The organism is Tabrizicola oligotrophica (genome assembly GCF_011008935.1).
In the GTDB taxonomy this organism is placed as follows: domain Bacteria; phylum Pseudomonadota; class Alphaproteobacteria; order Rhodobacterales; family Rhodobacteraceae; genus Tabrizicola_A; species Tabrizicola_A oligotrophica.
Genome location: NZ_JAAIVJ010000001.1, coordinates 655447 through 673141, shown reverse-complemented (window position 1 = coordinate 673141; position 17695 = coordinate 655447). Strand labels below are relative to the sequence as shown.

General features: G+C 66.2%; 21 protein-coding genes. 17 read left to right on the top strand and 4 right to left on the bottom strand.

The features are described 5' to 3' along the window. Window positions 1-3: 3 nt before the first annotated feature. The 17 genes from G4Z14_RS03270 to cysE all read left to right on the top strand — a co-directional run bounded on the left by G4Z14_RS03270 (window position 4) and on the right by cysE (window position 13438). A complete protein-coding gene (locus G4Z14_RS03270; protein ID WP_164623306.1) occupies window positions 4-1227 on the top strand; it encodes a phage portal protein in 1224 nt (407 codons plus the stop codon). Beyond that, window positions 1224-1466 (top strand): GTA head formation protein, RCAP_rcc01685 family, encoded by a 243-nt coding sequence (locus G4Z14_RS03265; protein ID WP_164623305.1) that lies wholly within the window; start codon window positions 1224-1226, stop codon window positions 1464-1466. Before G4Z14_RS03270 ends, G4Z14_RS03265 begins: the two co-directional genes overlap by 4 nt. Window positions 1467-1482: 16 nt before the next feature. Further along, window positions 1483-2037, top strand: a complete 555-nt coding sequence (locus G4Z14_RS03260; protein ID WP_164623304.1) for an HK97 family phage prohead protease — start codon at window positions 1483-1485, stop codon at window positions 2035-2037. Between the two features lie 35 nt (window positions 2038-2072). Next, complete coding sequence (locus G4Z14_RS03255) at window positions 2073-3293, top strand: phage major capsid protein (RefSeq protein ID WP_164623303.1); 1221 nt, start codon at window positions 2073-2075, stop codon at window positions 3291-3293. 143 nt (window positions 3294-3436) lie between these two features. After that, window positions 3437-4033: a head-tail connector protein gene (locus G4Z14_RS03250; RefSeq protein ID WP_164623302.1), complete on the top strand. Its 597-nt coding sequence runs from the start codon at window positions 3437-3439 to the stop codon at window positions 4031-4033. Continuing rightward, window positions 4030-4380 (top strand): head-tail adaptor protein, encoded by a 351-nt coding sequence (locus G4Z14_RS03245; RefSeq protein WP_164623301.1) that lies wholly within the window; start codon window positions 4030-4032, stop codon window positions 4378-4380. The genes G4Z14_RS03250 and G4Z14_RS03245 overlap by 4 nt, the downstream gene beginning before the upstream one ends. Then, the gene (locus G4Z14_RS03240; protein WP_164623300.1) at window positions 4377-4775 is read left to right on the top strand and encodes a DUF3168 domain-containing protein; all 399 of its coding nucleotides are present in this window, start codon (window positions 4377-4379) and stop codon (window positions 4773-4775) included. Before G4Z14_RS03245 ends, G4Z14_RS03240 begins: the two co-directional genes overlap by 4 nt. Before the next feature lie 48 nt (window positions 4776-4823). Then, window positions 4824-5237 carry a phage major tail protein, TP901-1 family gene (locus G4Z14_RS03235; RefSeq protein ID WP_164623299.1) on the top strand — a complete coding sequence of 138 codons (414 nt, stop codon included), beginning with the start codon at window positions 4824-4826 and terminating at the stop codon, window positions 5235-5237. Between the two features lie 11 nt (window positions 5238-5248). Next, window positions 5249-5569 (top strand): gene transfer agent family protein, encoded by a 321-nt coding sequence (locus G4Z14_RS03230; protein WP_164623298.1) that lies wholly within the window; start codon window positions 5249-5251, stop codon window positions 5567-5569. Next, window positions 5566-5775, top strand: coding sequence for a rcc01693 family protein (locus G4Z14_RS03225; protein WP_164623297.1), 210 nt, complete (start codon window positions 5566-5568; stop codon window positions 5773-5775). Before G4Z14_RS03230 ends, G4Z14_RS03225 begins: the two co-directional genes overlap by 4 nt. Continuing rightward, on the top strand, window positions 5762-6415 hold the full coding sequence (locus G4Z14_RS03220; RefSeq protein ID WP_164623296.1) for a phage tail tape measure protein: 654 nt from the start codon (window positions 5762-5764) through the stop codon (window positions 6413-6415). The genes G4Z14_RS03225 and G4Z14_RS03220 overlap by 14 nt, the downstream gene beginning before the upstream one ends. A 12-nt stretch (window positions 6416-6427) precedes the next feature. Then, window positions 6428-7060: a DUF2460 domain-containing protein gene (locus tag G4Z14_RS03215; RefSeq protein WP_164623295.1), complete on the top strand. Its 633-nt coding sequence runs from the start codon at window positions 6428-6430 to the stop codon at window positions 7058-7060. Beyond that, on the top strand, window positions 7057-7944 hold the full coding sequence (locus G4Z14_RS03210) for a DUF2163 domain-containing protein (RefSeq protein ID WP_164623294.1): 888 nt from the start codon (window positions 7057-7059) through the stop codon (window positions 7942-7944). Before G4Z14_RS03215 ends, G4Z14_RS03210 begins: the two co-directional genes overlap by 4 nt. Then, window positions 7941-8372 carry an NlpC/P60 family protein gene (locus G4Z14_RS03205; protein ID WP_164623293.1) on the top strand — a complete coding sequence of 144 codons (432 nt, stop codon included), beginning with the start codon at window positions 7941-7943 and terminating at the stop codon, window positions 8370-8372. Before G4Z14_RS03210 ends, G4Z14_RS03205 begins: the two co-directional genes overlap by 4 nt. Window positions 8373-8386: 14 nt before the next feature. Then, complete coding sequence (locus tag G4Z14_RS03200) at window positions 8387-12277, top strand: baseplate multidomain protein megatron (protein ID WP_164623292.1); 3891 nt, start codon at window positions 8387-8389, stop codon at window positions 12275-12277. Between the two features lie 3 nt (window positions 12278-12280). Further along, on the top strand, window positions 12281-12595 hold the full coding sequence (locus G4Z14_RS03195) for a DUF7742 family protein (protein WP_164623291.1): 315 nt from the start codon (window positions 12281-12283) through the stop codon (window positions 12593-12595). A 30-nt stretch (window positions 12596-12625) separates the two neighbouring features. Continuing rightward, a complete protein-coding gene (gene cysE, locus G4Z14_RS03190; protein WP_164623290.1) occupies window positions 12626-13438 on the top strand; it encodes a serine O-acetyltransferase in 813 nt (270 codons plus the stop codon). Window positions 13439-13501: 63 nt separating this feature from the next. Here cysE and G4Z14_RS03185 read toward each other — a convergent pair whose 3' ends face one another. The 4 genes from G4Z14_RS03185 to G4Z14_RS03170 all read right to left on the bottom strand — a co-directional run bounded on the left by G4Z14_RS03185 (window position 13502) and on the right by G4Z14_RS03170 (window position 17636). Then, window positions 13502-14803, bottom strand: coding sequence for a pyruvate dehydrogenase complex dihydrolipoamide acetyltransferase (locus G4Z14_RS03185; protein WP_164623289.1), 1302 nt, complete (start codon window positions 14801-14803; stop codon window positions 13502-13504). An 11-nt stretch (window positions 14804-14814) separates the two neighbouring features. Beyond that, window positions 14815-16182, bottom strand: a complete 1368-nt coding sequence (locus G4Z14_RS03180; RefSeq protein WP_164623288.1) for a pyruvate dehydrogenase complex E1 component subunit beta — start codon at window positions 16180-16182, stop codon at window positions 14815-14817. Between the two features lie 11 nt (window positions 16183-16193). Next, window positions 16194-17183 carry a pyruvate dehydrogenase (acetyl-transferring) E1 component subunit alpha gene (gene pdhA, locus G4Z14_RS03175; protein WP_164623287.1) on the bottom strand — a complete coding sequence of 330 codons (990 nt, stop codon included), beginning with the start codon at window positions 17181-17183 and terminating at the stop codon, window positions 16194-16196. 150 nt (window positions 17184-17333) lie between these two features. Further along, complete coding sequence (locus G4Z14_RS03170) at window positions 17334-17636, bottom strand: FtsB family cell division protein (protein ID WP_164623286.1); 303 nt, start codon at window positions 17634-17636, stop codon at window positions 17334-17336. Window positions 17637-17695: the final 59 nt, after the last annotated feature.

Below are 17695 nucleotides of genomic sequence, written 5' to 3'. Positions count from 1 at the left end.
AACATGGTGTTCGATTTCCTGAAGCGCGCGCCGGAGGTGGTGGCGGTCGAGAAGAAGGCCTCGGCCACGGGTGGCGGATTTGTGACCGAGGCCAAGGCCTCGGCCACGGGTCGGGTTGTCGCCTTCGGCTCGTCGGGCCGGGTGGCCTGGAGCCCGCGCGATGCGGTCAGCCTGGCGCGGACCGGGTTTCAGGGCAACCCGATCGGCTTTCGCGCGGTCAAGCTGATTGCCGAGGCGGCGGCGGCCTTGCCGCTGGTCTTGCAGGATGCCGAGCGGCGCTATGAGAGCCATCCGGTGCTGGAGCTGATCCGCCGTCCGAACGGGGCGCAGGGGCGGGCGGAGCTGTTCGAGGCGGTCTATGGCCATCTCCTGCTGTCGGGCAACGCCTATCTGGAGGCAGTGCCGGGGGCGGGGGCGCTGCCGGGCGAATTGCATGTGCTGCGCTCGGACCGGATGGCGCTGGTGCCGGGGGCGGATGGCTGGCCAGTGGCCTATGACTATACGGTGGGTGGGCGGACGCACCGCTTTGCGGTCTCGCCCGACGTGCAGCCGATCTGCCATATCAAGACCTTCCATCCGCAGGACGACCACTACGGCTTTAGCCCCTTGCAGGCGGCAGCGGTGGCGCTGGATGTGCATACCAGCGCCTCGGCCTGGTCGAAGGCCTTGCTGGACAACGCCGCCCGGCCGTCGGGGGCGATTGTGTACAAGGGTGCAGATGGCCAGAGCCAGTTGACCAATGACCAGTATGACCGGCTGTTGAGCGAGATGGAGAGCCACCATCAGGGCGCGCGCAATGCCGGGCGGCCGATGCTGCTGGAAGGCGGGCTGGATTGGAAGCCGATGGGATTTTCGCCGTCGGACATGGAGTTCCAGAAGACCAAGGAAGCGGCGGCACGCGAGATTGCCATCGCTTTCGGGGTGCCGCCGATGCTGATGGGGATTCCGGGCGATGCGACCTATGCCAATTACCAGGAGGCGAACCGGGCGTTCTACCGGCTGACGGTGCTGCCCCTGGTGAGCCGGGTCACGGCCTCGGTGTCGCATTGGCTGTCGGGCTTTACCGGCGAGGCGGTGGAGCTGCGCCCCGACCTTGACCAGATCCCGGCGCTGGCGGTGGAGCGCGATCAGCAATGGGCGCGGGTGGGCGCGGCGGATTTCCTGACATCGGCGGAAAAGCGGGTGTTGCTGGGTCTGCCGCGGCTGGCGGAGGACGCGGGGGCGTGAGGAAGCCGGGCGAGGGCGGCTCGCGCTTTCTTTACGACAGTTTTGACGCAGCGGCGGCTCGGATCGAGGCGAACGAGCGGGTGGCTGAGGAGCGTTGGAGCGCGTTGGAATGGCGTCTGGGCCAGATTGATGCGGTGCTGGAGCGGCTGGAAAAGCGCATCTGGCTGGGGGTTTACGGGGTCGCGGCCTTTCTGCTGGCGCAGATGGCGGAGGCGGTCATTCAGGCGGCCACGAAATAGATCGGCGAGGTGAGACATGACGGTGCAAGGCATGCTGGAGCGCAAGGACATGCAGGCGGAACTGGGCTTGCGGGTGGTCGATGGCCACGGGATCGAGGGCTATGCGAGCCTGTTCGGCAAGCGCGATCAGGGCGGCGATGTGGTGCTGAAAGGGGCCTATGCGGCCAGCCTGAAGCGGCTGGCGGCGGGGGGGCGGGCGGTGAAGATGCTGTGGCAGCATGACCCGGCCCAGCCGATCGGCATCTGGGACGAGGTGCGCGAGGATGCCACGGGCCTCTGGGTCAAGGGGCGGCTGTTGCGCGATGTGGAAAAGGGCCGCGAGGCGGCGGCCCTTCTGGCGGCGGGGGCGATTGACGGGCTGTCGATCGGCTACCGCGCCGTCAGGGCGGAACGCGACGGCAAGGGGCAGCGCCTTTTGCAGGAGCTGGAGCTTTGGGAGGTGTCTCTCGTCACCTTCCCGATGCTTCCCGAGGCGCGGGTGGCGGCCAAGGGCGACGGGCCCGACGCCGATGTCTGGCGCAGTCTGGCGCAGGTCTTGACCGAGGCGGCGCAGGCAATCTCCGGGCGCTAGGCCCGGCTTTCACGACCAAACTCAAGGATGGATCAATGACCGAGACGAAGGCTCGGGCCGGTGGGGCTTTGCCGCCCCATGAGATCACGGCCCTTCAACCTGCCCTCACTCCGGGTGCGGAAGTGAAAACCGCGCTGGAGGGTTTTCTGAACGCCTTCAAGGGCTTTCAGGGTGAAGTGAAACAGGAACTGCAACATCAGAAAGAGCGTTTGACCATGCTGGATCGCAAACAGATGACCTTTGGCCGCCCCGCACTGGCCACCAGTGCCGAGGTGGAAGTGCCGCACAAGAAGGCCTTTGCCGCCTATTTGCGGTCGGGTGATGACGACGGGCTGCGCGGGCTGAGCCTGGAGGGCAAGGCGATGTCGACGGCGGTGGCGGCCGATGGCGGCTATCTGGTTGACCCGCAGACGGCGGACACCATCCGCTCGATGCTGAGCTCGACTTCGTCGCTCAGGGCCTTGGCCAATGTGGTGCAGGTGGAGGCCACCTCGTTCGACGTGCTGATCGACCGTTCGGAAGTGGGCTCGGGCTGGGCGACGGAAACCGGCGCCACGGCGGAAACCGGGACGCCGACGATCGAGCGCATCTCGATCAAGCTGCATGAGCTGTCGGCGATGCCGAAAGCCAGCCAGCGGCTTCTGGACGACAGCGCCTTTGACGTGGAAGGCTGGCTGGCGGGCAAGATCGCCACGCGCTTCATCCGCGCCGAGGCGGCGGCCTTCATCAATGGTGACGGGGTGGACAAGCCCAAGGGCATCCTGCTGCCGGCCAAGGTGGCCAATGCGTCCTGGACCTGGGGCAATCTCGGTTACATCCCGACCGGGGCCACGGCGGATTTCGCCACCACCAATGCCTCCGATTGCATCGTGAACCTCGTCTATGCGCTGGGGGCCGATTACCGCGCCAACGGGGCCTTCATCATGAATTCGAAAACCGCCGGTGCGGTGCGGAAGATGAAGGATGCCGATGGCCGCTTCATGTGGGGCGACAGCCTGCAGGCGGGCGAGCCGGCCCGGCTGATGGGCTATCCGGTGCTGATCTGCGAGGACATGCCGGATGTGGGCGCGAACACCTATCCGATCGCCTTTGGCGATTTCGCCGCCGGCTACACCGTGGCCGAACGCCCCGACCTGCGCATCCTGCGCGACCCGTTCTCGGCCAAGCCGAACGTGCTGTTCTACGCCAGCAAGCGCGTCGGCGGCGACATCACCGACTATGCGGCGATCAAGCTGCTGAAGGTTGCCGTCTCGTAAGGGATTGCACCGGGTTCCGCCCCCTGACCGGGGCGGAACCCATGGGCGCGCGCCGGCATTGACCGCGCCGCCTAGCTGCTCCCCTCCGTCCGAGCGGTGCGGGGTGCGCGTCCATGGTGGGGCTGAAGGAGAGGATCAAGGGCATGATGCTGACGGAAATAACCACAGTGCCGGGGGCGAGCCTGCCGGTTCAGGCGTTGAAGGACCATCTGCGGCTGGGCACCGGGTTTGCCGAAGACGGGATGCAGGACGGGCTGATCGAGGCCTATCTGCGGGCTGCGATGGCGGCGGTGGAGGGGCGGATCGGCAAGGTGCTACTGGCGCGCCGCTTCAGGCTGGTGCTGGAGGATTGGCGGGCGGCGGGGGAGCAGCCTTTGCCGGTGGCGCCGGTCAGCGGCATCGTCTCGGTGACGGTGGTGGATGCAGCAGAGGCGGCAACGGCGGTTGACGCGGGCCGCTACCGGCTGGTGCCGGACCTGCACCGGCCGAAGCTGGCGGCGGTGGGGGTCTTGTTGCCTGGCGTGCCGATGGACGGTCGGGCCGAGGTGGTGTTCGACGCGGGCTTTGGCGCCAGCTGGGACGCGGTGCCGGCAGATCTGGCGCAGGCGGTGATGCTGCTGGCGGCAGAATATTACGAGGTGCGGCAGGTGGGCGATGCCGGGCAGGCCGGTCTGCCCTTTGCGGTGCAGGCGCTGATCGAGCGTTGGCGCACAGTGCGGGTGCTGGGGGGCAAGGCATGAGCGCGCCCCAGATTTCCCCGCGTCTGGATCGCCGCATGGTGCTGGAGGGCCCGGTGCAGGTGGCCGATGGCGCCGGCGGGTTTGACCTGAGCTGGGCAGTGCGGGGCGTGGTCTGGGCCGCGCTGAAGCCCGGCTCGGGCCGAGAAGCGGCGGGCGAGGAGGTGCGGGTTGCCGAGACGCCTTACCGCATCACGGTGCGGGGCGCTCCGGTGGGGGCGGGCGCGCGGCCAAGGCCCGAGGACAGGCTGCGGGACGGGGCGCGGGTGTTCACCATTCTGGCCGTCACCGAGGCCGACCCGCGCGGCCAATACCTGACCTGTTTCGCGCGAGAGGAGGTGCCGGCATGAGCTATCAGGCAGCGGCAGCTTTGCAGACGGCGGTCTTTGGCGCCCTGACGGCGGCGCCGGCACTGGCCGGGGTCAGCGTGGTCGATGCCATGCCGCCCGGCACGACGCCGGGAACTTTCGTGCTGATCGGGCCGGAGGTGGCGGTGGACCAGTCGGATGGTTCGGGCGCGGGGGCCGAACATCGCTTTTCGGTCAGCGTCATCAGTGATGCGGCTGGGTTCATGACCGCCAAAACCGTTGCGTCGGCGGTCTCGGCGGCGGTTCTGGCTGGCGGGATGGTGTTGGGCACCGGGCATCTGGTGTCGGTCACGTTCCAGCGCGCGGTGGCGCGGCGGCTGGATGAGGGCGGCACGCGGCGGATCGACCTGACTTTCCGGGCGCGGGTGGAACTCTGAAGCAACTTAGGCCGGGGCATGGCCCGCCGGCATTCAAGGAGATGAAGGATGGCAGTTCAGAACGGCAAGGATCTGTTGATCAAGGTCGACATGATTGGCGACGGCTCTTTCGAGACGCTGGCGGGGCTGCGGGCGCAGCGGCTCAGCCTGAATGCAGAACAGGTCGATGTCACCAGTCTGGAAAGCACTGGCGGCTGGCGCGAGCTTCTGGCGGGGGCGGGGGTGAAATCGGCGTCGATCTCGGGGTCGGGTGTGTTCCGCGATGCGGCGACGGACGCGCGCGCCCGGCAGATCTTCTTTGATGCCGGCATGCCCGATTTTCAGGTGATCGTGCCGGATTTCGGCACCATTGAAGGGCCGTTCCAGATCACCTCGATCGAATATGCGGGCAGCCACAATGGCGAGGCGACCTATGAGATCGCCATGGCCTCGGCCGGCGCCTTGACCTTCGTGGCGCTGTAAGGGGGGGGGCGATGGCAAACCCCTATGCGGGCGAAGTGGCGATCTGGCTGGATGGCCAGTGCCACACGGCCAAGTTGACGCTTGGCGCGCTGGCCGAGCTGGAGGTGGCGCTGGAGGCGGGTTCGCTGATGGATCTGGTCGAGCGGTTTGAGGCCCGGCGATTCACCACGCGCGACGTGCTGGCGCTGCTGGTGGCCGGTTTGCGCGGCGGGGGGTGGCAGGGAACGGCATCTGACCTGCGGACGGTGGAGATCGGCGGCGGGTTGGTGGAGGCGGCGCGGGTGGCGGCGGAACTGCTGGCGCGGGCCTTTGCGCTGCCGGGGGAGGGATGAAGGGCATCGACTGGCCGGGCCTGATGCGGGCGGGGCTTGGCCAGTTGCGGCTGACGCCAGAGCAGTTCTGGCGCCTGAGCCCGGTGGAGTTGCGGATCATGCTTGGGGCGGAGGCGGCGGCGCCACCTTTGACCCGGGCCAGGCTGGACGAGCTGCGGGCGGCTTATCCGGATCAGGGAAAGGGCAAGGATCATGGCAGAGATTGAAGACATGCAGGACCAGATCGCGGCCCTCGAGGCAACGCTTGCGGGCAGTGCCGGGATGGTGGCGGCCTTTGACGGCGAGCTTTCGCGGATGCGGGAAAGCCTGGTCTACACCGGGCGCGAGGTGAACAGCCTGTCGAGCGGGATCGGTGGCGGCCTTCGACGGGCCTTCGACGGGCTGGTGTTTGACGGCATGAAACTGTCGGACGCGCTGCGCGGCGTGGCCCGCACTATGGCCGACACGGTCTATGGCGTGGCGATGAAGCCGGTGCAGAACGCCATCGGCGGCGTTCTGGCGCAGGGGTTGAGCGGGCTTCTGGGCGGCGTGATGCCGTTCGAGAAGGGTGGCAGTTTCGTGCAGGGCCGGGTGATGCCCTTTGCCAGGGGTGGCGTGGTGGCGCAGGCCACGACCTTTCCGATGCGCGGCGCGACGGGGTTGATGGGCGAGGCGGGGCCAGAGGCGATCATGCCGCTGAGCCGCGGCGCGGATGGCCGGCTTGGAGTACAGGCCAGTGGCGGCGCAAGGCTGGTGACGGTGGTGATGAACATCTCCACCCCGGATGTGCAGGGGTTCCAGCGCAGCCAGAGCCAGATCGCGGCCCAGGCGCAGCGGATGCTGGCGCGCGGGCAGAAAAATCGCTGAGGGAGCGGGAGCATGGCATTTCACGACATCAGGTTTCCGGCGAACCTGTCCTTTGGTGCGCTGGGCGGACCGGAGCGGCGCACCGAGATCGTCACGCTGGCCAATGGCCATGAGGAGCGCAACACACCCTGGGAGCATTCCCGCCGGCGTTATGATGCGGGCATGGGGTTGCGGTCGCTGGATGATCTGGAGACGTTGATCGCGTTCTTCGAGGCGCGGCGGGGCCCCTTGCATGCGTTTCGCTGGAAGGATTGGGCGGACTGGAAATCTTCGATCCCGTCGCAGCCGACGGCGCCGACCGATCAACGCCTGGGCTTTGGCGACGGGGTGAATACCGCGTTTCAGCTGCAAAAGCGCTATCGCTCTGGCGTGCAGGACTATTGGCGGCCGGTGGTGAAGCCGGTGTTCGGCACGGTGACGGTGGCGATTGCCGATGATCCGAAGGTCGAAGGCGTGGATTTTGCGGTGGATGCGGCGACGGGGATCGTCAGCTTCGTCACCCCGCCCGACATTGGCGCGCTGGTGACGGCGGGGTTCGAATTCGACGTGCCGGTGCGGTTCGATACCGACCGGATCGCGGTCTCGCTTGCGTCCTACAACGCGGGCGAAGTGCCGGATGTGCCGGTGATCGAGGTGCGCACATGACGGCGCGCGATGAGTTGCTGCAGCACCTGGCCGGGGGCGTGACCTCGGTCTGTCACTGCTGGCTGGTGACGCGGACCGATGGGGAACGCCTCGGATTCACCGATCATGACGGCGACCTGTCGTTTGACGGCCATGTGTTCCGGGCCTCGACCGGGCTCTCGGCGGGGGCCTTGCAGCAGACGACAGGGCTGTCGGTGGACAACTCCGAGGCTGTGGGCGCGCTTTCGGATGCGTCGGTGTCGGAGGCAGATCTGGCCGAGGGGCGGTTCGACGGGGCCGAGGTGCAGAGCTGGCTGGTCAACTGGGCTGATGTCACCCAGCGCATGGTCGAATTCCGCGGCAATTTCGGCGAGGTGACGCGCAAGGCGGGCGCCTTCCGGGTGGAGTTGCGCGGGCTGACGGAGCGGCTCAATCAGGTGCAGGGCCGGGTCTATCAGGCCGGGTGCGGTGCAGTTCTGGGTGACGGGCGCTGCGGGATCAATCTGGCAAGCGCGGCTTATCGCCATGCGGCGGAGATTGCGGAAATCGACGTGCTGGGCCGGCTGCGGATCGAGAGCGGCACGTCTTATGCGGACCGCTGGTTCGAGCGGGGCCAGATCGAGGTGTTGTCCGGGTCCTCGGCCGGGATGGCGGTGATGATCAAGGGTGACAGGCTGACCGGGAGCGGCAGGGTCCTGGACCTGTGGCATGGCACCGGGGCGACGCTGGCCGTGGGCGACAGCATCCGCTTGCAGGCGGGCTGCGACCGGCGTGCGGCGACCTGCCGGGACAAGTTCGGCAACTTTGCAAACTTCCGGGGGTTTCCGCATGTGCCGGGCGAGGATTGGCTGACCGCCTATCCCGCCAGCACCACGCTGAATGATGGCGGGAGCCTGCAGGGATGAGTCGGGGTGCAGAAGTTCTGGCACGGGCGGAGGGCTGGCTTGGCACGCCCTATCGGCATCAGGCCAGCTGCAAGGGGGCCGGCACCGATTGTCTGGGCCTGCTCCGTGGCGTGTGGCGCGAGGTTCATGGTGCCGAGCCGACTGGCATTCCCGCCTATACCGCCGACTGGTCCGAGCCACAGGGCCGGGAAGAGTTGCTGGATGCTGCGCGGCAGTTCCTGATCCCGGTTGCCGCCGGACAGGAACAACCGGGCGATGTGCTGTTGTTCCGCATGCGGCCCGGCGCCGTGGCAAAGCACCTGGGGATTCTGGCCCGCACCGGCGAGGCGGCGGCGTTCATTCATGCCTATTGCGGCCACGGCGTCGTGCTGTCGCCGCTCTCGGCCCCCTGGCGGCGCAAGATCGCCGCGATTTTCCGTTTTCCTTGAAAGGGATATGACCCATGGCAACCATCCTTCTGTCGGCTGCGGGCGCGGCCATCGGCTCGGGCTTTGGCGGCACGGTGCTGGGTCTGTCCGGGGCGGTCATTGGCCGGGCGGTGGGCGCAACGCTGGGGCGGGCGATCGACCAGAAGATCCTTGGCGCCGGCTCGGATGCCGTCGAGGTCGGCAGGGTCGAGCGCTTTCGCCTGACCGGCGCCAGCGAGGGCACGCCGGTAACCCGCGTCTGGGGGCGGGTGCGGCTGGCAGGGCAGGTGATCTGGGCGACACGCTTCAGGGAGACGGTGACGGAAAGCGGGGGGGGCAAGGGTACGGGCGGGGCGAAGACCTCGCAGTTCAGCTATTCGGTCAGCCTGGCGATTGCGCTGTGCGAGGGCGAGATTCGCCGGGTGGGCCGGATCTGGGCCGATGGCAACGAAATCTCCACCAACACCTTGAACATGCGGATCTACAAGGGCGGTGAGGCGCAGTTGCCCGATCCCAAGATCGAGGCGGTGGAAGGGGCGGGCAAGGCGCCCGCCTACCGTGGCATTGCCTATGTGGTGATCGAGGATCTGGACCTTGCCGCCTTTGGCAACCGGGTGCCGCAGTTCAGCTTTGAAGTGGTCCGTGGGGCAGATCCCGCGGCGCGTCCGGTCGTGGAGGACCTGGCTGCGACCATTTCCGGGGTCTGCATGATCCCTGGCACCGGGGAATATGCACTGGCAACAACCCCGGTGCATTACGCAGAGTCGCCCGGCGTCAACCGCACGGCCAATATGAACATGCCGACCGACCAGACCGATTTCGCGTTGTCGCTGGAGCAGCTGGGCGATGAGATGCCGGGGGTGGGGGCCGTGTCGCTGGTGGTGTCGTGGTTCGGCGACGACCTGCGCTGCGGGCAATGCACCATCCGCCCCAAGGTGGAGCAAAAGACCCTGGAGGGCGTCGGCATGTCCTGGCGCTCGGGGGGGATCAGCCGCGCGGCGGCGGAGGTTGTGCCGCAGGTCGGCGGGCGGTCCATCTATGGCGGCACGCCGGCCGATCAGGCGGTGATCGAGGCCATTCAGGCTCTGACGGCGGCCGGCAAGGCGGTGACCTTTTACCCGTTCATCCTGATGGATCAGCTTGAGGCCAACAGGCTTCAAGACCCTTGGACCGAGAGTGCGGATCAACCGAAACTGCCGTGGCGCGGGCGGATCACCACCTCCATCGCGCCGGGACGAGCGGGGACGCCGGACCGCACGGAGCTGGCAGAGACGGAAGTGGCGGCGTTTTTCGGTACGGCGCAAGGGGCGCATTTCTCGGTTTCCGGCACCACCGTCAGCTATGCTGGCCCGGCAGAGTGGAGCTATCGCCGCTTTGTCCTGCACAACGCCCATCTGTGTGCTGCAGCCGGTGGGGTGGAGGCCTTTTGCATCGGCTCGGAACTACGCGGTCTGACGCAGGTTCGCGGGGAGGGCGACAGCTTTCCGGCTGTGGCGGCGTTGATCGCGCTGGCGGCCGATGTGCGCGCCATTCTGGGGCCGGGCTGCAAGCTGAGCTATGCGGCGGACTGGTCGGAGTATTTCGGCTATCACACCGATGACAATGTGTATTTCCACCTTGATCCGCTGTGGGCCGACGCAAACATCGACTTCATCGGCATCGACAATTACATGCCCCTGTCGGATTGGCGCGAGGGCGAGACGCATGCGGACAGCGGCTGGAAGACTCTGCATGACCCGGCTTATCTGCAGGCAAATATCGCCGGTGGCGAGGGGTTTGACTGGTATTATGCCAGCGAGGCCGATGCGGCCACGCAGACCCGCACGGCGATCACCGACGGGGCATATGGCGAGCCTTGGGTCTATCGTTACAAGGATCTGCGCAACTGGTGGACCTGCCAGCACCACCCCCGCATCGGTGGTGTGCGGCAGGCGCTGCCGACTGCCTGGGTGCCGCAGTCCAAGCCCTTCCGTTTCACCGAATACGGATGCGCCGCCATCGACAAGGGCAGCAACCAGCCGAACAAGTTTCTGGATCCGAAATCCTCGGAATCTGCCTTGCCAAGCCACTCGACCGGGCAGCGCGATGATCTGATGCAGATGGCCTATCATACGGCCATGGCGCGGTTCTGGCGCGAGCCGGCCAACAATCCGACATCGCTGGTCTATTCCGCTCCGATGCTCGATTTCGATCGGTCCCTGGCCTGGGCCTGGGACGCGCGGCCTTTCCCGGTGTTTCCGGTGAACCAACCGCTCTGGGATGACGGGGCGAACTTCGAGACCGGTCATTGGCTGAACGGGCGCTCGGCCAACCAGTCGCTGGCGGCGGTGATCGCCGAGGTCTGCGAGAGATCCGGCCTGCCGGATGCAGATACCGATCAGGCGCTGGGCGTGGTGCGTGGCTATGGGCTGAGCGAAGTCACCTCGGCCCGTGCGCTCTTGCAGCCGGTCCTGCAGGCGGCTTCGGTTGATGCGGTGGAGCGCGAGGGTATCCTGTCGTTCCTGCGCCGCACGGGCCTGGGCGCGGTTGCCCTGGATCCGGCGGGATTTGCCGAGGGCGGTGGCGCGGAGGCCGCCGAATTGGGCCGTCTGGGCGAGGCCGAGATGCAGGATCACCTGCGGCTGATCTATCTGGAAGCCGAAAGCGACTTTGCAGTGCGCGCCGTGGCCGCCAGCCTGCCGGACGCGGTGGGCGAGGTGGTGGCGCAGACCGATCTGCCGTTGGCCCTGACCAATGGCGAGGCGGCGAGCATGGCAGAGCGCTGGCTTGTGGAATCGCGCCTGGCGCGGGACACGCTGCGGTTCAGCCTGCCGCCCTCGATGCGTGCCGTCGGTGCGGGGTCGGTGGTGGAACTCGACGGCAAGCGCTATCGCATCGACCGCTGCGAACTGACTTCGGCTCTGGCGCTTGAGGCGGTCCGCATTGACCCGGCGGTTTACCGTGACCCGCGCATTGACCCGGAGGCGACCGTCTGGAAACCCTATCAACCGCCGACCCCGCCTTTCCCGGTCTTTCTGGATCTGCCCTTGCTGACCGGATCGGAAAAGCCGCATGTTCCCCATGTTGCCATTGCGGCCGCACCATGGCCGGGCCAGATGGCCATCTGGTCCTCGGCAACCGAGGCGGGATTTGCCGTCAACACCGTGGTCGAGCGCCCCGCCTTCATCGGCGTCACAGAAACCGACCTGCCACGCGGAGCGTCTTCGCGCTGGGAGCGTGGTCCGGCGCTTCGCCTGCGACTGGGCAGCGGCAACCTGTCTTCGGCCGAAGAGATGGCGGTGCTGGCCGGGGCGAATGCGATTGCCATTGGCGATGGCAGTTCGGACACTTGGGAAATCATCCAGTTCCGCGATGCGGCCTTGGTCGCCCCGTCGACCTACGAGGTCACGACCCGTCTGCGTGGTCAGATGGGTACGGATGGCGTGATGCCCGATCTCTGGCCGGCTGGCAGTCTGGTCGTCGTGCTGGATACCGCCCTGAAGCAGATCAGCCTGCCGCAATCGGCGCGCGGCTTGTCGCGGAATTATCGGATCGGCGATGCCACGCGCGGCTATGACGCGCCCGGCGTGGTTGCGCGAAGCGAAGCCTTTTCGGGCATCGGCCTCAGGCCCTATTCGGTCTGTCACCCGCGCAAGACCGGCACGTCAGGAGCAGATGTCGCGATCCGCTGGATTCGCCGGACGCGGATGGACGGGGACAGCTGGCAATCGCTTGAAGTGCCCTTGGGAGAGGAAACCGAAAGCTACCGTGTGCAGATCAGGAATGGCGCTGCACTCTTGCGGGAGGTCACCACGAGTCAGCCATCCTGGACCTACACCGCGGCAATGCAGGGCGCGGACGGGGCGGGGCCGACCACCCGGATCGAGGTCGCGCAGCTTTCCGCCAGCTTTGGTGCGGGGCCTTCGGCGGAACTGGCGCTGGGCTAGCCCATGCGGCGCTGCATGCTGGACGATCTGCTGGCTGGGGCAGGGCGGCTTGCCGATGTGCCGCCGGCCTTGCGCCGGAACCTCGCCGACCGGATGATCCATGAGGCCCATGCCGCGCATCACTACATGCGCCGCTTCGGGCGACCGCATCCGGGCTGGGGCAACGGCAGTCTGATGGCCCGGGCCTTGACCGAAACCCACAGCGCAAGGCCGTTGTGCTATGCCTCATTGGCCGTCATGGCGGATGCGGTCGCCCGGTTTCGTGCCGGAAATCTCGCGCGCGGGCATGGTCTGTCCCTCTGGTCTGCCCTATGTTAGGATGGCGGCGAAACATGAGGCGCGACGGTCATGGCGGAAACCAAGGCAAAACTTTCTTCAGTCGATCCTGTCTGGTCGCGGGTCCGCGACGAGGCCTTCGAAATGGTCACAGCCGAGCCCCTGCTTGGCGGTCTGGTGCATTCCAGCGTGCTGCACCATCCGACGCTGGAGCGGGCCCTGGCCTATCGCTTTTCGCTGAAACTTGCCTCCGGCGAGATGAGCGAGCAGATCCTGCGCGAGATCGCCGATGAGGCCTATGCCGCCGAGGCCGAGTTGGGTCAGGCGGCGCGGGCCGACATCATGGCGGTCTATGACCGTGACCCGGCCTGCCACCGCTTCATCCAGCCCCTGTTGTTCTTCAAGGGCTTTCAGGCGGTTCAGGCCTATCGCATCGGGCACTGGCTCTGGCAGCAAGGCCGTCGCGACATGGCCTATTTCGTGCAGATGCGGGTATCCGAGGTCTTTGGCGCTGACATCCACCCCGCTGCCCGCATCGGTCGGGGCATCATGATCGACCACGCCCATTCCATCGTGATCGGGGAAACGGCGGTCGTGGGCGACAATGTCTCGATGCTGCATTCGGTGACGCTGGGCGGCACCGGCAAGGAAGATGGCGACCGCCACCCGAAGATCGGCAATGGCGTGCTGATCGGGGCCGGGGCCAAGGTTTTGGGAAACATCACCATTGGCGCCAACAGCCGGATCGCCGCGGGGTCGGTGGTCTTGATGGACGTGCCGGCCTGCAAGACCGTCGCCGGGGTTCCGGCGCGGATCGTTGGCGATGCCGGCTGTGACCAACCGGCCGTGACCATGGACCAGCGGTTGAAAGACTGCGACTGCTGAAACGCAAGCATTTGAATTGAAAAGGCCCCGAGGGAAACCTCGGGGCCTTTTCTTTTTCTGGCCTCAGGCCAGCATCGAGATCGGGTTTTCCAGACTGTCGACCACGACCTTGAGGAACTCCGCCCCAAGCGCCCCGTCGATCACCCGGTGATCGACTGACAGCGTCATCGACATCACCGTCGCCACGCCCAATGCTCCATCCTTGAGCACCACCGGCTTTTTCACCCCCGCGCCCACCGCCAGAATCGCGCCATGCGGCGGGTTGATGACCGCATCGAAGTTCTCGATCCCCATCATGCCAAGGTTCGAGATCGCGAAAGAGCCGCCCTGATATTCATGCGGCGCCAGTTTCTTGGTCTTGGCGCGAGTGGCCAGATCCTTCATCTCGGCCGACAGCGCCGACATGGTCTTCTTGTCAGCATCGCGCAGCACCGGGGTGAAGAGGCCCCCCTCCACTGCCACCGCCACCGCCACATCCGACGGCTTCAGCTTCAGGATCCGGTCGCCGGCCCAGACGGCATTGGCATCCGGCACCGCCTGCAGCGCAATCGCACAGGCCTTGATGATGAAGTCATTGACCGACAGCTTCACGCCGCGCGATTCCAGCCCTTTGTTGAGCTGCTCGCGGAAGGCCATCAGCGCATCCAGCCGCACCTCGCGGCGCAGGTAGAAATGCGGGATGGTCTGCTTGGCCTCGGTCAGCCGCGCCGCGATGGTGCGGCGCATGCCATCGAGCGGCATTTCCACAAACTCGCGGTCGGCATACATCTTCAGCACGGTTTCCGCCGCCATGCCCGTGGGCAGTGCTGCCTTGACCGGGGCAGGCGCCGCGGCCGGAGCCGCCGCCGCAGGGGCTGCCGCCGCGACGGGGCTTGCCCCCTCGACATCGGCGCGCACGATGCGGCCATGCGGGCCGGAGCCGGTCACCCTGGCCAGGTCCAGACCCTTGTCCTTGGCAATCCGACGGGCCAGCGGCGAGGCAAACACCCGCGCGCCGGAGGCGACCGGCGCGGCCGGGACGGCAACCGGAGCAGCAGACGGGGCTGCAACCGGAGCAGCGGCGGGGGCTGCCGCTGCGGGGGCCGCTGCCGGCGCCGCCTTGGGCGCATCCGACAGGGTTTCCCCCTCTTCGACGATCACGGCAATCGCCGTGTTCACCTTCACCCCGGCGGTTCCCTCGGCGATCAGGATCTTCGCCACGGTGCCTTCATCGACCGCCTCGAACTCCATCGTCGCCTTGTCGGTCTCGATCTCGGCAATCACCTGCCCGGACTTCACCGTATCGCCCTCTTTCACCAGCCATTTGGCCAGCGTGCCCTCCTCCATGGTCGGAGACAGCGCGGGCATCAGGATTTCCACAGCCATTTTCCCCTCCCTTACCGGTAGCAAACGGATTTGACGGCGGCGACAACTTCGGCCGTCGTCACCAGCGCGAGCTTTTCAAGGTTCGCGGCATAGGGCATCGGCACATCCTTGCCGGTGCAGGTCACCACCGGAGCGTCAAGGTAATCAAACGCCCGCTGCATGATGGTCGAGGCCAGATGGTCGCCGATCGAGCCGACCGGGAAGCCCTCTTCCACCGTCACGCAGCGATTGGTCTTCTGCACGCTCGCCAGCACGGTGTCGTAATCAATCGGACGCAGGGTGCGCAGGTCGATCACCTCGGCCGAAATCCCGTCCTTCGCGAGAAGATCAGCGGCTTCCAGCGCATAGCGCATGCCGATGCCGAAGGAGACGATGGTCACATCGCTGCCCTCGCGCCAGATCCGCGCCTTGCCGAAGGGAATGGTGAAATCGGGCAGGTCCGGCACTTCGAAGCTTTGCCCGTAGAGAATTTCATTCTCAAGGAACACCACCGGGTTCGGATCGCGGATCGCCTGTTTCAACAGCCCCTTCGCATCCGAGGCCGAATAGGGCATCACCACCCGCAGGCCCGGAATGGCGGCATACCACGCCGCATAGTCCTGAGAATGCTGGGCCGCCACGCGGGCCGCCGCCCCGTTCGCCCCGCGGAACACGATGGGGCAGGGCACCTGACCGCCCGACATGTAATTGGTCTTGGCGGCCGAGTTGATGATGTGGTCGATCGCCTGCATGGCGAAGTTGAAGGTCATGAACTCGACAATCGGGTTCAGCCCGCCCCAGGCCGCACCCACCGCAAGGCCGGTAAAGCCGATTTCGGTGATCGGGGTGTCGATCACCCGCTTCGGCCCGAACTCGTCCAGAAGCCCCTGCGAAATCTTGTAGGCGCCCTGATATTCGCCCACTTCCTCGCCCATCAGGAACACGTTGGGGTTGCCGCGCATTTCCTCGGCCATCGCCTCGCGCAGCGCCTCGCGCACCGTCATGGTCTTCATCGGCGTGCCGGCGGCCCAATCCGGGCTGGCCTTCGACACCACGGCGACCGGGGCCGCGGCAACCGCAGCCGGGGCTGCCGCCACCGGAGCCGCCGCAGCGACAACCGGGGCAGGGGCCGCAGCCGCAGCCGTCGGAACCGCTTCGCCTTCCTCGACCAGCACCGCAATCGGGGTGTTCACCTTCACGCCCGCCGTGCCTTCGGCGACCAGCAGCTTGCCGACGGTGCCTTCATCGACCGCCTCGAACTCCATCGTCGCCTTGTCGGTCTCGATCTCGGCCAGGATCTGCCCGGACTTCACCGTGTCGCCTTCCTTCACCAGCCATTTGGCCAGCGTGCCTTCCTCCATCGTGGGGGACAGCGCGGGCATCAGTACTTCAGTCGCCATGGTGTCCTCCCTCAGGCGTAAATGTCGGTCCAAAGCTCGCTCAGCGCGGGCTCGGGGCTGTCTTTGGCGAACTCGGCGCTCGCGTTGACGATATCCTTGATATCCTTGTCGATGGCCTTCAGCTCGTCCTCGCTGGCCAGACCGCCCTGGGTCAGGAGGTCGCGGACATGCTCGATGCAGTCCTTCTCCTGCTTGATCTTCTCCACCTCCTCGCGGGTCCGGTATTTCGCCGGATCGCTCATCGAGTGGCCGCGGTAACGGTAGGTCATCATCTCCAGAATGTACGGCCCCTTGCCGGCCCGGCAATGCGCCACGGCCTTCTCGCCCGCCGCCTTCACCGCCAGCACGTCCATGCCGTCAACCTGCTCGCCCTGAATGCCATAAGCCGCACCGCGCCCGAAGAAGCTGACCGATTTGGTCGACCGCTTCATCGAGGTGCCCATGGCATAGCCGTTGTTTTCAATGACAAAAATGACCGGCAGCTTCCACAGCTCGGCCATGTTGTAGCTTTCATAGACCTGGCCCTGGTTCGCTGCGCCATCGCCGAAATAGGTAAAGGTCACATTGTCATTGCCCCTGTACCAGTCCGACATCGCCAGACCGGCCCCCAGCGGCACCTGCGCGCCCACGATGCCATGGCCGCCGTAGAAATGCTTTTCCTTCGAGAACATGTGCATGCTCCCGCCCTTGCCCTTGGAGTAGCCGCCCTCGCGCCCGGTCAGTTCTGCCATCACGCCATTCGCATTCATGCCGCAGGCGAGCATATGGCCGTGGTCGCGGTAGCTGGTCAGCCGCTTGTCGCCGTCCTTGGTGCAGGCCTCAAGCCCGACGACCACCGCCTCTTGTCCGATGTAGAGGTGGCAGAACCCGCCGATCAGCCCCATGCCATAAAGCTGGCCGGCCTTTTCCTCGAATCGGCGGATCAGCAGCATCTCGCGGTAGTATTTCAGCAGATCGTCCTTGGAGACGTTGGACTTTTCCGGCGCTTTTCTCGCAGCCACGGCGTATCCTCCCGACACTATTAGAATGGTTTAACGTTAAACCATCCATACAACATCGGCGAAATAACGCAAAATGAAAAACGCGGACCCAAGGTCCGCGCATAAGAGCCATGCATTTCGTGCAATTTGGCCCAAGGCCCGGCCGGCCTGTTACCGGATGACGATCTCGTCGGCGCGCATGTAGCCCAGCACTTCACGCGCCTGCTGATCCAGCAGATCGAGGTCCAGATAGGTGTCCGACAGCCGGTGCGTCAGGTTCGACATGGCGGCAAGCTCTCCGGCCAGCCGGTCGCGCTCGGCGCGCAGGGCCTCGGCCTCGGCGTTGATCTGGACACGACGGAACACCCCATAATCGCCCTGCACGGCGGCAAAGGTGAAGTAGCCCCCCAAAGTGAAGGCCAACACCATATAGAAGATGCCTCCGAGCGATAGGCGGGATGGGGTGTTCGTCATGCTCTGCCTCTTGCGCCGCCCCTCATTGGCCGGGGGTGGTCACAGGGCAAAGCATGCCA

What these genes read in the sequence shown, in the direction of transcription:
- G4Z14_RS03240 (WP_164623300.1), top strand. Translation starts at nt 4,377, where the DNA reads ATGAGCTATCAGGCAGCGGCAGCTTTGCAGACGGCGGTCTTTGGCGCC.
- G4Z14_RS03255 (WP_164623303.1), top strand. Translation starts at nt 2,073, where the DNA reads ATGACCGAGACGAAGGCTCGGGCCGGTGGGGCTTTGCCGCCCCATGAG.
- G4Z14_RS03195 (WP_164623291.1), top strand. Translation starts at nt 12,281, where the DNA reads ATGCGGCGCTGCATGCTGGACGATCTGCTGGCTGGGGCAGGGCGGCTT.
- G4Z14_RS03270 (WP_164623306.1), top strand. Translation starts at nt 4, where the DNA reads ATGGTGTTCGATTTCCTGAAGCGCGCGCCGGAGGTGGTGGCGGTCGAG.
- G4Z14_RS03235 (WP_164623299.1), top strand. Translation starts at nt 4,824, where the DNA reads ATGGCAGTTCAGAACGGCAAGGATCTGTTGATCAAGGTCGACATGATT.
- G4Z14_RS03170 (WP_164623286.1), bottom strand. Translation starts at nt 17,636, where the DNA reads ATGACGAACACCCCATCCCGCCTATCGCTCGGAGGCATCTTCTATATG.
- G4Z14_RS03220 (WP_164623296.1), top strand. Translation starts at nt 5,762, where the DNA reads ATGGCAGAGATTGAAGACATGCAGGACCAGATCGCGGCCCTCGAGGCA.
- G4Z14_RS03260 (WP_164623304.1), top strand. Translation starts at nt 1,483, where the DNA reads ATGACGGTGCAAGGCATGCTGGAGCGCAAGGACATGCAGGCGGAACTG.
- G4Z14_RS03230 (WP_164623298.1), top strand. Translation starts at nt 5,249, where the DNA reads ATGGCAAACCCCTATGCGGGCGAAGTGGCGATCTGGCTGGATGGCCAG.
- G4Z14_RS03225 (WP_164623297.1), top strand. Translation starts at nt 5,566, where the DNA reads ATGAAGGGCATCGACTGGCCGGGCCTGATGCGGGCGGGGCTTGGCCAG.
- G4Z14_RS03185 (WP_164623289.1), bottom strand. Translation starts at nt 14,803, where the DNA reads ATGGCTGTGGAAATCCTGATGCCCGCGCTGTCTCCGACCATGGAGGAG.
- G4Z14_RS03245 (WP_164623301.1), top strand. Translation starts at nt 4,030, where the DNA reads ATGAGCGCGCCCCAGATTTCCCCGCGTCTGGATCGCCGCATGGTGCTG.
- G4Z14_RS03205 (WP_164623293.1), top strand. Translation starts at nt 7,941, where the DNA reads ATGAGTCGGGGTGCAGAAGTTCTGGCACGGGCGGAGGGCTGGCTTGGC.
- G4Z14_RS03200 (WP_164623292.1), top strand. Translation starts at nt 8,387, where the DNA reads ATGGCAACCATCCTTCTGTCGGCTGCGGGCGCGGCCATCGGCTCGGGC.
- G4Z14_RS03210 (WP_164623294.1), top strand. Translation starts at nt 7,057, where the DNA reads ATGACGGCGCGCGATGAGTTGCTGCAGCACCTGGCCGGGGGCGTGACC.
- cysE (WP_164623290.1), top strand. Translation starts at nt 12,626, where the DNA reads ATGGCGGAAACCAAGGCAAAACTTTCTTCAGTCGATCCTGTCTGGTCG.
- G4Z14_RS03250 (WP_164623302.1), top strand. Translation starts at nt 3,437, where the DNA reads ATGATGCTGACGGAAATAACCACAGTGCCGGGGGCGAGCCTGCCGGTT.
- G4Z14_RS03215 (WP_164623295.1), top strand. Translation starts at nt 6,428, where the DNA reads ATGGCATTTCACGACATCAGGTTTCCGGCGAACCTGTCCTTTGGTGCG.
- G4Z14_RS03180 (WP_164623288.1), bottom strand. Translation starts at nt 16,182, where the DNA reads ATGGCGACTGAAGTACTGATGCCCGCGCTGTCCCCCACGATGGAGGAA.